The 14,659-nt window shown below is 73.3% G+C and carries 14 protein-coding genes; 4 read left to right on the top strand and 10 right to left on the bottom strand.

All coding sequences use genetic code 11. From position 1 onward, the window contains the following. Nucleotides 1-73: 73 nt before the first annotated feature. Nucleotides 74-862, bottom strand: a complete 789-nt coding sequence (locus tag ACWC94_RS09550; protein WP_450795908.1) for a creatininase family protein — start codon at nucleotides 860-862, stop codon at nucleotides 74-76. A 38-nt stretch (nucleotides 863-900) separates the two neighbouring features. Between ACWC94_RS09550 and ribA the strand changes: the two genes are divergently transcribed. Further along, nucleotides 901-1,572, top strand: a complete 672-nt coding sequence (gene ribA, locus ACWC94_RS09545; protein WP_450795907.1) for a GTP cyclohydrolase II — start codon at nucleotides 901-903, stop codon at nucleotides 1,570-1,572. A gap of 69 nt (nucleotides 1,573-1,641) precedes the next feature. Here the strand turns inward: ribA and ACWC94_RS09540 are convergent, their stop codons facing one another. The 3 genes from ACWC94_RS09540 to ACWC94_RS09530 all read right to left on the bottom strand — a co-directional run bounded on the left by ACWC94_RS09540 (nucleotide 1,642) and on the right by ACWC94_RS09530 (nucleotide 5,329). Continuing rightward, nucleotides 1,642-2,865, bottom strand: a complete 1,224-nt coding sequence (locus ACWC94_RS09540) for a serine hydrolase domain-containing protein (RefSeq protein WP_450795906.1) — start codon at nucleotides 2,863-2,865, stop codon at nucleotides 1,642-1,644. A 440-nt stretch (nucleotides 2,866-3,305) separates the two neighbouring features. Beyond that, the gene (locus ACWC94_RS09535) at nucleotides 3,306-4,751 is read right to left on the bottom strand and encodes an MFS transporter (protein WP_450795905.1); all 1,446 of its coding nucleotides are present in this window, start codon (nucleotides 4,749-4,751) and stop codon (nucleotides 3,306-3,308) included. Further along, the gene (locus tag ACWC94_RS09530) at nucleotides 4,748-5,329 is read right to left on the bottom strand and encodes a TetR/AcrR family transcriptional regulator (protein ID WP_450795904.1); all 582 of its coding nucleotides are present in this window, start codon (nucleotides 5,327-5,329) and stop codon (nucleotides 4,748-4,750) included. Before ACWC94_RS09530 ends, ACWC94_RS09535 begins: the two co-directional genes overlap by 4 nt. A 97-nt stretch (nucleotides 5,330-5,426) precedes the next feature. Between ACWC94_RS09530 and ACWC94_RS09525 the strand changes: the two genes are divergently transcribed. Then, nucleotides 5,427-5,864, top strand: coding sequence for a PPOX class F420-dependent oxidoreductase (locus ACWC94_RS09525; RefSeq protein WP_450795903.1), 438 nt, complete (start codon nucleotides 5,427-5,429; stop codon nucleotides 5,862-5,864). Nucleotides 5,865-5,878: 14 nt separating this feature from the next. On the opposite strand, the gene ACWC94_RS09520 is transcribed toward ACWC94_RS09525, so the two are convergent. Continuing rightward, nucleotides 5,879-6,967: an NAD(P)-dependent oxidoreductase gene (locus tag ACWC94_RS09520; protein WP_450795902.1), complete on the bottom strand. Its 1,089-nt coding sequence runs from the start codon at nucleotides 6,965-6,967 to the stop codon at nucleotides 5,879-5,881. Here ACWC94_RS09520 and ACWC94_RS09515 point away from each other — a divergent pair. Next, complete coding sequence (locus ACWC94_RS09515; protein WP_450795901.1) at nucleotides 6,860-7,459, top strand: TetR/AcrR family transcriptional regulator; 600 nt, start codon at nucleotides 6,860-6,862, stop codon at nucleotides 7,457-7,459. The two genes, ACWC94_RS09520 and ACWC94_RS09515, sit on opposite strands and share 108 nt — an antisense overlap. Nucleotides 7,460-7,531: 72 nt before the next feature. On the opposite strand, the gene ACWC94_RS09510 is transcribed toward ACWC94_RS09515, so the two are convergent. The 3 genes from ACWC94_RS09510 to ACWC94_RS09500 all read right to left on the bottom strand — a co-directional run bounded on the left by ACWC94_RS09510 (nucleotide 7,532) and on the right by ACWC94_RS09500 (nucleotide 10,613). Beyond that, nucleotides 7,532-8,512, bottom strand: a complete 981-nt coding sequence (locus ACWC94_RS09510; RefSeq protein WP_450795900.1) for a CorA family divalent cation transporter — start codon at nucleotides 8,510-8,512, stop codon at nucleotides 7,532-7,534. A 211-nt stretch (nucleotides 8,513-8,723) separates the two neighbouring features. Next, on the bottom strand, nucleotides 8,724-9,164 hold the full coding sequence (locus ACWC94_RS09505) for an SHOCT domain-containing protein (RefSeq protein ID WP_450795899.1): 441 nt from the start codon (nucleotides 9,162-9,164) through the stop codon (nucleotides 8,724-8,726). Between the two features lie 102 nt (nucleotides 9,165-9,266). Continuing rightward, the gene (locus ACWC94_RS09500) at nucleotides 9,267-10,613 is read right to left on the bottom strand and encodes a hypothetical protein (RefSeq protein WP_450795898.1); all 1,347 of its coding nucleotides are present in this window, start codon (nucleotides 10,611-10,613) and stop codon (nucleotides 9,267-9,269) included. Nucleotides 10,614-11,007: 394 nt separating this feature from the next. Here ACWC94_RS09500 and ACWC94_RS09495 point away from each other — a divergent pair, with 394 nt between their 5' ends. Further along, entirely contained in the window at nucleotides 11,008-11,505 is a 498-nt protein-coding gene (locus tag ACWC94_RS09495) for a potassium channel family protein (RefSeq protein ID WP_450795986.1), read from the top strand. A gap of 43 nt (nucleotides 11,506-11,548) precedes the next feature. On the opposite strand, the gene ACWC94_RS09490 is transcribed toward ACWC94_RS09495, so the two are convergent. Both ACWC94_RS09490 and ACWC94_RS09485 read right to left on the bottom strand, forming a co-directional pair. Further along, nucleotides 11,549-11,746 carry a hypothetical protein gene (locus tag ACWC94_RS09490; RefSeq protein ID WP_450795897.1) on the bottom strand — a complete coding sequence of 66 codons (198 nt, stop codon included), beginning with the start codon at nucleotides 11,744-11,746 and terminating at the stop codon, nucleotides 11,549-11,551. 166 nt (nucleotides 11,747-11,912) lie between these two features. After that, nucleotides 11,913-14,615 carry a LuxR C-terminal-related transcriptional regulator gene (locus ACWC94_RS09485; RefSeq protein ID WP_450795896.1) on the bottom strand — a complete coding sequence of 901 codons (2,703 nt, stop codon included), beginning with the start codon at nucleotides 14,613-14,615 and terminating at the stop codon, nucleotides 11,913-11,915. Nucleotides 14,616-14,659 lie beyond the last annotated feature (44 nt).

The raw sequence follows: 14,659 nt of genomic DNA, 5'->3' as shown, positions 1-14,659 counted from the left end.
GCCCCGCGAGCGTGACGGCGGACCCCGGCCCGGCCGCGGCGACAGCCGGTCCGGATCCCGCTGCCGCGGGGGACTACCCGCGCCCCTCCGCCGAGGTGAGCAACGCGAAATACGGGGCGAAGGACGTGGCCAGGCTCGCCAGCAGTTCCTTCCCCTTTTCCGCCGAACCCAGGGAGGGACGGCCGATGACGCCCGATTCGGTATAGGCGGACATTCCCAGGGTGAGCAGATGACGGCGGTCGTCCGCGGTGAAATCGGCGGACTCGTAACCAGGGCGGACGAATTCGGGATGAGCGTGCAGCAGAATCGAGGTCTCGATTTCTCCCGCGTGCATGTCGGAGAGCAGCGAGGTGTGCACCCCCGCCCCCTCCCGTGCCGTCTCCCAGTCCTCGGCGGCCGGGAACAGCGCCATCCGCTCCCCGCGCGCGGAGGCCTCCTGGACGACGTTGCCCAGCACGTAGTTGCCGCCGTGGCCGTTGACCACGACCAGCGCGTCGACGCCCGAGCGGCGCAGCGACGCCGCGATGTCCCGGACCACCGCATGGAGGGTCACGGAGGAGATGCTGACGGTCCCCGGCCAGCCCGCGTGCTCGTGCGAGCAGGAGACCGTCACCGGAGGAAGGAGGTGCACCGGGTACGCGGCGGCGATCTCCCGCGCGACGGCACAGGCGACGAGCGTGTCGGTCGCCAGCGGAAGGAACGGACCGTGCTGTTCGAAGCTCCCGACGGGAAGGACGGCGACCTGAGTTGAAACACCCGCCCCCCGCGTCCGTACGTCTTCCGTGGTGTCCGTCGGCACCACGCCGCTCGCCACGTCGTACGTCCCCGCACCCGCCGCCGCACGCGCGCCCGAACCACTCATCTTTTCACGGCCTTTCGTCTCTGCTTAGGAATCAGATCATGACAGAAAACACCGGCGCCAACCTCGGCGTACTCGGCAAGAAGTCCTCGCGGCGGTCGGGCGTGGAACGCGTCGTGAATGCACCGCTGCCCACCGTGTACGGGAAATTCCAGGCGATCGGCTACCAGGACCACGACCGCGGTGACGAGCAAGTGGCCCTGGTGTACGGCGACATCGGCACCGAGAACGTGCTGACCCGGCTGCACTCCGAGTGCCTGACCGGGGACGCGTTCGGCTCCCGGCACTGCGAGTGCGGCGACCAGCTGGAGGCCGCCCTGCGCGCGGTGGTCGCCGAGGGCAGCGGGATCGTCGTCTACCTGCGGGGCCACGAGGGCCGGGGCATCGGACTGCTCGCCAAGCTGCGCGCGATGGCGCTGCAGGCGGAGGGTCTGGACACGGTGGAGGCGAACCTCGCGCTCGGCCTGCCCGTGGACGCCCGTGACTACGGCGTCGCGGCCGGGATCCTGCGCGACCTCGGGGTGCGCTCGGTACGCCTGATGTCCAACAACCCGCGCAAGCGGGAGGCGCTGGTCCGGCACGGAGTCCAGGTCACCGAGCAGGTGCCGCTGCTGATCGAGCCGTGCGAGAGCAACATCACCTATCTGCGCACCAAGCGGGAGCGGATGGACCACGTCCTGCCCCATCTGGACGCCGTCGCGCACGGTTCCTGAGGCGGGACCGTGCGGCCCGCCGCCTGTCCCCGCGGCCCCTCGGGAGACAGGCGGCGGGCGCCGCGGCGCTCAGTCCACCAGTGCCTCGTGCACCAGCCGCCGCAGCTCCGGGAAGATCTTCAGCGTCTTCGGGCGGACCTGGGTCATGAACTGCACCGTGAGCTCACGGGCCGGGTCGACCCAGAAAGCGGTCGTGGCCACACCGGTCCAGCCGTATGTGCCGAGGCTGGAGGGGGCGAGGGTGCGGGTCGGGTCGGTCACCACCGACACGTTGAAGCCGAAGCCGAGCCCGTCGTTGCCGGGTTCCCGGTGGACGGGGGAGCCGAAGGACCGCACCACCGCGTTCCCGGGCAGCTGGTTGCGGGTCATCCGGGCGACGCTGTCCGCGGACAGCAGCCGGACACCGTCGAGTTCGCCGCCCCGGCGCAGCATCTCCATGAACCGGTGGAAGTCGTAGGCGCAGGAGACCAGGCCGCCGCTGCCGGACAGGAAGCGCGGCCGGCCGCGCACCGGCAGCCCCGGCACCGGCTCGATCCCGCCCTCGTCCGTCTCCCCGTACAACTCGGCCAGCCGGTCCGCCTGTTCGGGCCCGATGTGGAAACCGGTGTCGGCCATGCCGAGCGGACGCAGGATCCGCTCGGCGAAGAACGCGTCCAGCGGCTGCCCGGACACCACCTCGACGACCCGGCCCAGCACGTTCGAGGCGACCGAGTAGTTCCACTGCGTGCCGGGATCGAACTGCAGGGGCATGCGCGCGTACACCTCGACCGTCCCGGCGAGGTCCTTGCCCGGCGGGACGGAGTACTCCAGGCCGGCTTCGCGGTACAGGGCGTCGACGGGGTGCCGGTGGTAGAAACCGAAGGTCAGGCCCGCGGTGTGGGTGAGCAGATGCCGGATCAGGATCGGGCCGGCGGCCGGGCGGGTGCGCACCTCGGCGCCCGAACCCCCCTCGTACACCACCGGGTCGGCGAACTCGGGCAGATGACGCTCCAGCGGGTCGTCCAGGGACAGCCTGCCCTCCTCCGCCAGCAGCAGCACGGCGACCGCGGTGACCGGCTTGGTCATGGAGTAGATCCGCCACAGGGTGTCCGTCTCGACCGGCAGTCCGGCCGCGACGTCGCGCCGGCCGTACGTGGTGAGGTGGGCGACCCGGCCGCCGCGGGACAGGGCCACCAGGAAGCCGGGCAGCCGCCCCTGGTCGACGTGGTGTGCGACGTGCCGGTCCAGGCGGTCCAGCGCCTCGACGTCGAGCCCCGCCTCGCCCGGGTCGGTCTCCTGCCGCAGCTGTGCCATCGCTCTCCTCCGGTCCCGTCGTCCCCGACGCCCCCGGCCGCCCGCCGGAAGCACCCGCCCTTCATCGTCCCGCACCACCGTCCCCGCCCACCCGCCGATCAGCACCGCATGTGATCGACGCGACGCCGTCAGTCCGGGGCGGTGCGCGGCGCCGGCGGGCACGCGCTGCGGACGGTCGCCGTCGGTGCCGGTGCCGGTGCCGGTGCCGGGCAGCGAACGGAGGCTGACCGCCCCGGGGGGACGAACGGGCGCCGTCCGCGTCGGCAAGGTGTCGTCGCCCTGTGTCCTGGGCACGAGGCGGTGGCCTTCGGTGCCGCGTCGCGGGCGGTCGCCGTCGGTGTCGGGCGGTGCGTGGTGGCCTCCGGTGCCGGGCAGCGAACGGGGTCTGACCGTCCTGGGGGACGAACAGGCGCCGTCCGCGTCGGCAAGGTGTCGTCGCCCTATGCCTGGGGGACCATACGGTCGCCGTCGGTGCCGGGCGGTGCGTGGTCGCCTCCGGTGCCGGGCAGCGAACCGCGGCCGTGGGTGCCGGGCCGTGAACTGCCGTCCTCCGTCCCGGGCAACCCTCTGTCACTGTCGGCCGTGGACGGTGCGTCCGCGTCGTCGGTTCCGGGCAGCGCGCAAGCCAACGGCACGGCGAGGGCCGCCACGGCCCCCAGGGCCAGCAGGGTCTGTCCGGTTCCGGTGCCCATCAGCGCGGTCGCCGTGGCCACCCCGATGGCCGGGCCGATGTTCAGGGCCGTCTGCTGCAGCCCGCCCGCCACTCCGGCCACCGCCACCTCCGCCCGTCGTACGACCACCTGGGTGGCCGCCACCATCACCGTGCCGAACCCCGCGCCCAGCAGGGCGAACGCGCAACCGAGCGCCGGCGTGGACGCGGCCCCGGACAGCACCAGGACACCGAGCGCCAGGAGCGCCGTCGCCGCCGCCGTCGTACCACGGGCCCCGAACCGGCGCAGCAGCACCGGGCACAGCGCGGCGGAGGCCACCATCAGCACCGCCAGGGGCAGACTGCGCAGGGAACTGCCCAGGGGGTCGAGGCCGAGCCGGCGCTGCAGTACGTAGGTGGCCACGAACAGGGCGCCGAACAGGGCCGCGGACACGACCACCAGCACCCCGAGCGCCGCCCCGACCGCCCGCGAGCCGATGACCGCGGCCGGCAGCAGCGGGCTCGCCGTACGCCGTTCGTGCCGCACGAGGACGGCGGCGGTGACCGCGGCGACGGCGAGGCCCGCCCCGGAGACGGGCCGCGCGGTCAGCGCGTGCACCAGGCAGGCCAGGGACACCGCGAGCAGCACGGCACCCGGCAGGTCCAGCGGCGTGCGCGAGCCCGCGGCGGGGGGCTGTGGCCGCAGCAGGGCCGGCAGGCCGAAGGCGAGCGCGGGCAGCACGTTGACGAAGAACACCGCCCGCCAGCCCAGGCCGGTCACCAGCGCCCCGCCCACCAGCGGCCCCGCTGCCGCCGCCAGCCCGATCGCGGCCGTACGCACGGCGAGGGGCCCGGCCAGCCGGGCCGGCGGGAACGCGGCCCGCAGCATGCCGAGCGTGGCCGGCTGCAACAGTGCCCCGAACACCCCCTGCACCGCCCGCAGCCCGATCACCCAGCCCACCGAGGGCGCGACCCCGATCCCCGCCGACGCCGCCCCGAACCCCAGCAGTCCGAGCGCGAACACCCGCCGCTGCCCGTACCGGTCACCGAGCCGCCCCGCGAACACCAGCAGGCTCGCCACCGCGACGAGATACGCCGTACTGGTCCACTGCACCTCGGCGAACGACGCCCCCAGCTCCCGTTGCAGACGCGGCTGCGCGACCGTGAGGACCGTACCGTCCAGGGCGACGATCACCGCGCCCGCCACGCTGCTCGCCAGCGTCCACCGCCGGTTCACCGGCCGTCCTCCGCGCCCAGGTGGGCCACCAGCACCGCATCGAGCAAGGACCCGAAGTCGTCGTCGCCGACGGCCAGTTGCAGGCTGCGCCAGCGCCACAGCTGGGCGATCCCGTGCAGGTTCGCCCACAACGCGCCCGCCACCCGGCGCGCGTCGGCCCCGGGCCGCACCTCGGCGACCAGCCCGGCGAGCACACCGAACAAGGGCAGACTCGTCTCGCGCAGCGCCAGCTGCCCGCTCTCCAGCAGGTCGTGACGGAACATCAGCTCGTACATGCCGGGGTCGTCCAGCGCGAATTCCAGATACGTCCGCGCCAGCGCCGCCACCCGCGCGCGCGGGCCGGCGGGTCCGTGGCCCAGGGCGCCGCGCACCCGCCCGGCCAGGTCGTCGAAGCCGCGGCGCGCGATGGCCGACAGCAGCTCCAGATGGGTGGGGAAGTAGCGGCGCGGCGCCCCGTGCGAGACGCCGGCGCGCCGGGCGATCTCCCGCAGGGTGAGCGCCTGCAGCCCCTCGGCGGCCAGCAGCTCCACCCCCACGTCGACCAGACGCTTGCGCAACCCGATGTCGGACTCAGTCATAGACACTGTCTACCAGACTGTCGTAGACAGTGTCTACCGCTGCTTCCCGGAGCAGGCGCGAGGAATACCCGGGCCGTCGCGCTCAGTTGGTCCATTCATGACTCAGGACTCCGCGCAGGACGCGCTGCTCGACCTCCTCTCCGACGGCCACGGCGGGGTGCTGGTCACCCTCAAGCGCGACGGCCGCCCCCAGCTGTCCAACGTCAGCCACGCCTACTACCCCGACGAGCGGATCATCCGGATCTCGGTCACCGACGACCGTGCCAAGACCCGCAACCTGCGCCGCGACCCGCGCGCCTCCTACCACGTCACCAGCGCCGACCGCTGGGCGTACACGGTCGCCGAGGGCACGGCCGAGCTGTCACCGGTCGCCCGGGACCCGCACGACGAGACCGTCGGGGAACTGATCCGGCTCTACCGGGACGTGCTCGGCGAGCACCCGGACTGGGACGACTACCGGGCCGCGATGGTCCGCGACCGACGCCTCGTGGTGCGCCTGCACGTCGACCGGGTCTACGGCGCCCCGAAACGCTGACCCGCGGCGACCGGCTACGACGCCCCGGCGGTCCGGGTCTCGATCGCGCGCAGCACGGCCACCATGTCCTCGCCGCCGTACCCCTGCGCCACCGTCTCCTCGAACAGGGCGTGGCACACGTCCAGGAGGGGCGAGGCGAGGCGGGCCCTGCGGGCCGCCCGGGCGATGAGCCGGTTGTTCTTCAGGACGTCCAGCGCCGCCGCCTGGACCGCGAAGTCCCGCTCACGCAGTTTGGGCGCCTTCATCCGGGAGACGCCGCTGGCCATGGGCCCCGCGTCGAGGACCTCCAGGAACAGCCCCCGGTCCAGGCCCTGGCGCTCGGCGAAGTGGAACGCCTCGGTCAGGCCGGTCACCAGCGTGATCAGGAAGAGGTTCACGGCCAGCTTCATCAGCAGCGCGCCGGGCGCCGGACCGCACACGAACGTCTCCCGGCACAACGGCGCGAGCAGCGGCCGTACGGCCTCCACGGCGTCCGCCTCCCCGGCGAGCATCGCCACCAGCCGCCCCTCCTGGGCCGGTACCCGGGACCCGGAGACGGGCGCCTCGACGTACCGGCCGCCGGCGGCCCGGACGTCCGCCTCCAGGGCATGGGAGTACTCGGGGGAGGTGGTGCCCATGTGGACGACGGTCCGCCCGGCGACGCGTGCGGCGAGCGCGGGGGTGCCGCGGCCGAGTACGGCGTCGACCGCGGTCTCGTCCGCGAGCATCAGCAGCACCACGTCGCAGCGTGCGAACACCCCGTCGGCGTCCGCGGCGACCGAGGCGCCGGCCGCGCGCAACGGGGCGGCGCGTCCGGGGGTCCGGTTCCAGACCACCAGGGGAGTGCCGGCGGACACCAGGCGCCGCGCCATGGGCCGGCCCATCACTCCGAGACCGATGAAACCGACGTGCACGGGGACCGTCCTCCGCTCCCGGAGCCGACTATGACCGCTGTCATAGTAGCGGCCGTTATGACGCCGGTCATAGAGTGGGGTGGTGAGGAACGGAGGGCCGCCATGAGCCAGGGGCGACCGGGGCCGCGGGAGCGGATGGTCTTCAGCGCCGCCCAGCTCATCCGCCGCGACGGAGTCGCCGCGACCGGTCTGCGCGAGGTCGCCGCGCACGCCGGCGCCCCGCGCGGCTCGCTCCAGCACTACTTCCCGGGCGGGAAGGAACAGCTGGTCAACGAGGCGGTCGCGTGGGCCGGACGGTACGCGGGCAAGCGCGTCGCCCGTTTCGTGGCGGGGCTCGACGAGCCGACGCCGAGCGGTCTGTTCGCGGCGATGGCCGCGCAGTGGACCGACGAGTACGCGGCGGACGGCTTCGCGGCGGGCTGCCCGGTGGCCGCCGTCACCGTCGAGTGCGCCTCCGCCGGCGGCTCGGCCCAGGAGGCCGTGGCCGCCGCGTTCACCACGTGGCGCACCCCGCTCGCCGAGGCCCTGACCGGTATGGGTGTACCCGCGGCCCGTGCCGCGTCCCTCGCCACGCTGATGATCAGCACTCTGGAGGGCGCGATCCTCCTGGCCCGCGCCGCACGGGACACAGCCGCGCTGACCACGGCCGTACGGGAACTCGGCCCCCTGCTCGACGCGGCGGTGGCTCCGGCCGCCCCGTGACCACGGCCGCCTTCGGCCGGTGCCGTCCGCCGGGCCCTCTCGTCCGGATCATCCCGGCATCGCAGGGCCCCGCTAGTCCTCGTCCCGCAGTCTCCGCCAGATGCGGGTGCGGTGCAGCATGTACAGGGCGATGAACACAACGGCCGTCTGAAGCACCACGGCCAGCAGCCAGAAGACCACCCTGCTCTCCAACTCGTCCGTCAGAAAGGCGAAGTTCATACCGAAGAAGCCGGTCAGGAACGACAGCGGCAGGAAGATCACCGACACGATGGCCAACCGGTTGATCACGCCGTTCTGTTCGCCCGCGACCAGGGACGCGTAGCTGGCGAGGGCCCGGCGGGCGGCGTCCTGGAGGGACTCGGTGGTCGCCAGGACCAGTCGGGCCGCACGCTGGAACTCCTGGGCGAGCCGCTGGCGTTCCACCGGGAAGTCGCGGTTCATCATCCTGCGGGTGATCACCTCTTCGACGACCTGCACGTAGGGCAGCAGCGAGTGGTGCAGGAGGGCGCCACGGCGACGCAGCCGGGCCAGACGGTAGAGCTGCTCAGGTCGCCGTTCCTCGAACATGTCGTCCTCCAGTTCCTCCACCTGGAGCAGCGCCTGCACGGCGTCGCGGCGGAAGGACACCAGTGCCTCCTGGAGCACCAGGAACAGCGTCGCCACCGCGTCGGGGGGCTTCTCCCGGCGCAGCTGTGCCGTGATGTCCGCCATCGGGACACCCCGGCCCCAGTGGGCGATGACCAGGAAGCGTTCGCCGGCGAGGGCGTGCACGTGCGCGATCCGCCCGTCGTCGACCACGGGCACGACGAAACCGGCGACCTCGCCCAGGAATTCGGCCCGGGCGGACTCGCCCTGTCTGCCGAACCAGTCCAGCTCCCTGGTGTCCAGCCCGAGCCTGCGGGCCGGCGACTCGTCCGCCGGGCCCTCCTCGGCACCCTCCGGCAGCTCGACCCCGAGGAGCAGGAAGGGGTCCGTGGCGAGCCGCTGCCGTGCCTCCGGCACGGAGATCCGCGTCGTGACCCCCTCCGGCACCGACACCCTCGTGACGTTCATCAGCGGCCTTCAGTCGTACGAGCCGGCGGCGCGGTGTCGTGCGCGATCGCCATGATGCCGCTGAAGAGGTCCGGTGTCCCCGCGAGTGCGAGCATGACGGCGGCGAACGCCGTCGGACCGGTCGCCCCCGGGTGCCGGGCGGGTGGGCGCGGGGGCGGTGCGTGTGGCGGTCATCGTGCGACCTCGTTCTCCGTGCTGTGCCGGCGGGGGGTCAGCGGATGGGTCCGGACGGCCCGCTGCCGGCCAGGACCAGTTCCTTGGCCCGCCGGTACTCGTCGTCGGTGATGTCGCCGCGCGAGCGCATCCCGGACAGCTTCGCGAGGTCGTCGGCGCTGGACGACGGTGCGCCCGCCCGGGCGGTCCGGCGGATGTAGGTGTCGACGGCCTGCTGCTGTGCACGGGCCTGTGCGGCCTCCCGGCGGCCCATGTCCTTGCCGCGGGCGATCAGGTAGACCAGGACGCCCAGGAAGGGCAGGAGGACGACGCACACGACCCAGCCGGCCTTGCCCCAGCCGCCCAGGGCGTCGTCACGGAAGATGTCGGCGATGACCCGGAAGAGCAGGACGAACCACATGATCCACAGGAAGAAGACCAGCAGGGACCAGAAGACACTCAGCGCCGGATAGTCATACGCGAGGTACTGCGCGCTCATGTCCGCGACTCCGTTCCGCAGCTGCGCCCGGTAGGCGTTCCGTACGGTCTCAGCGTGCGCGGGGCGGGAGCGCGCCCGCCTCACCCGGGGCGGGTGAGGCCGTCACGAGTACGACGGATCCGCTCGGCCGGGGGCCGGCTCCGCGGTGGCGGCCAGGACGGCCGTCACGGCGAGCAGGGCGACGACCACGAGCAGAACAAGCAGCACCACACCCACCGTGGGGTGGTTGAACAGCACGAGGAACAGGGCACCGGCCCCGATGGTGACACCGGTGGTCCACGCCCGGCGGACGGCCAGCCACTGTCCGAAGTGGCCGGTGCGCAGACCGGCGCGGCGCAGCCGCCGCCCCGCCGCCGTGGCGCCCTTCTGCGCCGCGGACCGCACGGCCCGGGCCGCCCGGCTCGGCCCGTACAGCAGGGCCGCGAGCGCCGTGATCAGGGAGACGACGAGCAGAGTACGGACGCTGGAGCGCAGGAAACGGACAAAGGTGTCGAAGATCGCCGCGGCGGCATCGGGCGGCAACGCGGCCGGGGGCACCGAGTCGAGGTAGACACGCCGTACGACGGCCAGCGCCACGAGCAGCACGATCATCATGGCGCCGATGCCCAGGGAGGTGGCCACCACCATCACCCGGTGTCCCGGAGCGGTCCACACGGCCGCGACGGCCGCGGCCAGGGCCGCGACGGGCAGCCAGCTGCCGAGGATGTCGAGCAGCCGCATCCCGTTCTGGGCCTTGTGAAGTTCGTCGGTGCGGAAGAGGGTGACCGAGCGGTCGACCTGCGGGATGGCGGCGGCCTGCTTGAAACCGGCGTCGACCAGGCGCTTCTGCACCTGGTCGATCACCACTCCGATGTCGAGCCGGACGGTGTCGCCGCTGGCCTTGAGCGCTCCCTGCCCTTCCCCGGTGAGCATGCCCACCACCGCGGACTGGGCCCGCCGATTGGCCGCCACCCATGCCTGCTGGAAGACGTCACTGGTCACCACCCGGTCGATGGTCCGGTGCACGACCGTCTGCAGGGCGGAACGCAGGGGGCCGGTCAGCGCCTGGGACGCGTCGACCACACGGGGCGGCGCCCCGTTGTCCGCGAGGACCTTGGTCAGCGAGGTCGTCACCGCCTGGACGTCGACCTGGGCCACCACGCGATCGGTCAGCCGGTTCACCAGCGCCTTCTGGACGGCCGGTGCCGAGGCGAGCGGCGCCACGGTCTGCACGTACCGGTCGGTGTCGGCGACCGTGTCGTGCACCCAGACCGCGACGACGGCAAGCGGAGCGAGCACGAGCGTCAGCACCAGCAGGACCGACGCGCCGAGGCGGCGCAGGCCCCGGTGGCGCAGGCGCGAGGCACGGCGCAGCCGCAGATACTCCGCGTGTTCCTCGTCGGTCAGGACATGGCCGGTCTGCGGGGACGAGCCCGGGCCGGACGGGCCGAAGGCGGTGCCGGAAGCCATCACTCCTCCTTGGGCGGGAGTGCCGTCGGCGGCATCGGGGACATGAACCGGACGACGGCAGGGCGGCGGTCACGACGGTCGTGACGTCCCGCGGACCGCGGGACTCGGTCATGGCTCCTCCTCACGCGGTCCGCGGATCCGTTCCCGCACGGCCGGCGGGGCCGTGTGCGGGGACCTCACCGGCCCAGCGTCCGTCGGCCGGTCGCCGTGGACGTCACCCCTGGCGGGTGATCCGGACGGGAGGCCGGGACGGTGAGGTGGGGACCGAGGGCCGGCGGTCGGCCCGCGGCGGAGCGGAACGAAGAGGCACGAGATGACTGATCCAGCGGCTGCCGGCAAGCAGCGGACCCCGCCGGAGCCCACGGCGTTCCCCGGCCGTCCGGGGTCCGGGACCATGGCCGTGTCGCTCGCCCGGGCGGCCTGCTTCGCGGCCGGCCTCGTCACCGCCTTCTACGCGCTGCCGCTGGACTGGCACGGCGGGGTCGCCACCGGACTGATCCTCGCCGGTGGCCTGCTGGCGGTCTGTCTGTTCTTCGGGTGGGAGGTGTGGCTCATCCTGCGCTCGCCCTCGCCGCGGCTGAAGGCCGCCGAGACCCTCGCCGTGACGGTCCCCCTGTATCTGGTCCTCTTCGCGAGCGGCTACTACCTGCTCGGACGGGCCGTGCCCGGCTCCTTCAGCGAGCACCTGAGCAGAACGGACGCGTTGTACTTCACGCTCAGCACGTTCTCCACCGTCGGCTTCGGCGACATCACGGCGGTCTCCGAGACGGGCAGGGTGGTGGTGATGTGCCAGATGGCAAGCAGTCTGCTGATCGTGGGTGTGGCGGTACGGGTGCTCACGGCCGCCGTCCGCGCCGGCCTGCGACGCCAGGGGCGTCACACGCCGGAGTGAACGGCTGGATCACCACGGCGTCCGGATCACCACGGCGTCCGGATCACAACGGCGCCTGGCGTATCTCGAGCACGCGCAGTCCCAGCGACCGGCAGCGGGCCAGCAGCCCGAACAGGTGTGCCTCGTCGACGACCGCTCCGAAGAGAATGGTCTGATCGGCCATCAGCACGTGGTCCAGCTCGGGGAACGCCTTGACCAGCGTCTTGGTCAGCTGTCCGTCGATGCGGATCTCGTAGCGCATCAGCCGCTCTTCCCCACGTCTTCCGCAGGGGCGTGCCCGCCCCTGTCCGTGCGATGCTCCGTCCTCGGTCCACCGCCCTGCCTCACCCGGGGGAGGTGATACCGGCGCCGGGCCCGGCCGGCGCCGGGGACACTCCCGTCACAGCTCTCCCGCTCTCCCGCGTCCGTCACAGGAGTCCCAGGTCGCGTGCCCGGTGTACCGCGTCATGGCGCCGGTTCACGGCCAGTTTCCGGTAGGCGCTCTTGAGATGCGTTTTGACCGTGTTGACCGACACGTACAGATCAGCGGCGATCTCCTGCGTGGACATCATCTGCGCCAGCCGGCGCAGGACGTCGATCTCGCGTGTGCTCAGCTCTTCCACCACCGGCAGCGGCGGCTGCCGCCCGGTCCGGTCCGGGCCGTCGGGCCCCGGCGGGCCGGGGGTGAGCCATCCCTCGGCCAGTGCGCGCAACGGCACGGTGCGCAGCAGCGGGCGCAGCCAGGGGCCCGCGTCCAGGAAGGGGCGTCGCAACCGCTCGCGTCGGGCTTCCCGGAGTGCCTGGGTGACCAGCCGGCGCTGCGTGGCGGTGTCTTCGGCCTCGCCGGCGAGCTGGGCTGCGACCAGTGCGGCCCGTACCGTGACGGCGGGGCCGAGGTGGCCCTGCGGCCGGATCCTGGCGAGGAGTTCGGCCGCGGCCTCGGGACGGCCCACGGCCAGCTCGGCCCGCGCCGCTTCCACCAGGCACACCGGCTCGCCGTCGGGCTCCTGCGCCAGCAGCTTGACCGCCATCTCCGGCCGGCCCTCGGCGAGGTGGGCGGCGGCGGCCACGGACGCCGTGTGCGCCGCGGCCCAGGGAGAGGCCACTTCGGCCACGACGACCCGGTCCGCCGCTTCGAGCGCGCCCTGCGTGTCACCGCGGGCCAGGCACAGACGCCCGGTGACGATGCACTCCCCGGCTCGCGTCACCGGGTCCAGCGGCAGGCACGCCGTGTCCGTCGCGGCGTCGAGAAGCACCTGGGCCCGGTCCAGCTCGTCGCGGTCGACGGCCACCGCGGCGAGGACCAGTGACGCCAGCCCCGGCCCGGGGGCCGGCGCGCCACGCTGGTCCACCGCGGTCACCGGCGTCGACGCCGTGTGTTCGGCGCGGCCCGGCCAGCCCTTGAGATAGTCGATCAGCGCGAGGTGGCCCAGACACTCCTGGCGCACCTGTGCCGTCGCCCCCGCACGCCCGGAGTCGACCACCGTGGCCAGGACCGTCCGCGCCTCCCCCGTGCGGCCGGCCCACAACCGTGCCGAGCCGAGATGGGTGAGCAGGAGGGCGGTCAGCTCGGGATGCTCCTGCAGCAGTCTGCCGGGCACTTCGCGCTGCAGCTTCTCAGCGGCCCGTGCCGCCGTCTCCGCCCGTCCCGGCGCACCGGTCAGGCGCGCTGCCAGCACTTCCAGGAAGGCGCAGGTCAACCGGGCCGCGGCCAGGTCGCCCGCCTCGTCCAGGGCCGGTCCCTGCCGCGGTGCCAGGGCGTGTGCCGCCCGTCGCAGCCGGAACAGACCGCGCTCGACGTCGCAACGCGACAGTTCCCGGGCCGCGTGGACGAGGTCCGTGGCGGGGCCGGCGCGTTCGGTCCCCATGCGGGAGAACAGCTCGGACAGGTCGTCGGCGCGCAGGCCGGTGAAGATCTCCCCGATGGCCAGATCGCCGACGAGGGCGCCGGCGGCACCCGCCCAGTCGTGCGCTGCGGCCGCGTGGCGGAGCGTCTCGCCGAGGGACCCCGAACGGCGCAGCCAGAGGGCCGCACGGCGGTGGAGTTCGGCTTCCAGCTCCGGCCGGCGTACCCGCAGGTGGGCGCGGAGGATCTCCCCGAACAGCGGATGCAGACGGAACCAGGCGTGCCCGAGGTACTCGACGAAGGCGTTCTGGCGGTGCAGGGCGCTCAGGATGACTCCGGCGTCGGTGCGCCCGGTCAGCGCGTTGGCGAGATCCGGACAGCACCGTTCGAGGATGCTGATCCGCAGCAGCAGGTCCTGGGTCTCGGCCGGCTGCCGCTTCAGCACCTCGGCCAGCAGGAAGTCGGCGATCGTGGTGCGGTCGGCCTCGAACTCCTTGAGATACGTGCCCGGATCGGGCTCCGCCTGCGCGGCCAGGGCGCACAGCCGCAGTCCGGCCGCCCAGCCCCGGGTCCGCTCCACCAGCGCGTCCATGTCGCCGGCCGGCAGGCGCAGCCCGTGCAGGGCCAGAAGAGCCGCTGCCTCGTCGCGGGTGAAGGCCAGCTCGGCGTTCCTGATCTCCGTGATGGCGCCGGCCGCCCGGTAGCGGTGCAGCGGCAGCAGGGGTTCGGTACGCGTGACCAGGACCAGGCGCATGCCGCCGCCGGCCTGCCGGAGGACGAACTCCAGCTGGTCCGCGATCTCGGGGTCGGCCGCCCGGTCGTACTCGTCGATGACCACGAGCACCGGCACCTTCCGGGTGCTCAGCGCGGCGGCGAGCCGCGTCAGCAGCGCGTCGTCCACGCGTCCGGGTTCGGTGGGCAGGCCTGCGGTGGTCGGCGGTACGCCGGCGAGACGCAGGGCCTGCAGGAGGTACGCCCAGAACGTGCCGCAGCCGCTGCCCGCGACCTGCGCGGTGAGCCAGGCGACCGGCTCGTCCCGGGCCGAGGCCCAGTCGGCCACCAGCAGCGTCTTGCCCGCTCCGGCGACTCCGCCGACCACGGTCAACGGGGACACGAGCGCGTCGTCGAGGTGTTCGAGCAGCCGGTCGCGGCGCAGGTACGTCGCGGGCCGCGCCGGTACGGCGAACTGTGCCGTGAGGAACGGATCTCCTCGGGGATCGGCAGGCGATGCGGCCGGCGCGGATCCGTTCTCGCAGCGTACGGCCATGGTGTTCACCCCGCTCATGATCGTCGGGTCGTGGGCCCACGTCTGCCCTCACTATCAAGACT

The organism is Streptomyces sp. NPDC001135 (assembly GCF_053598395.1).
This window is presented reverse-complemented; position numbering and strand designations above follow the sequence as displayed.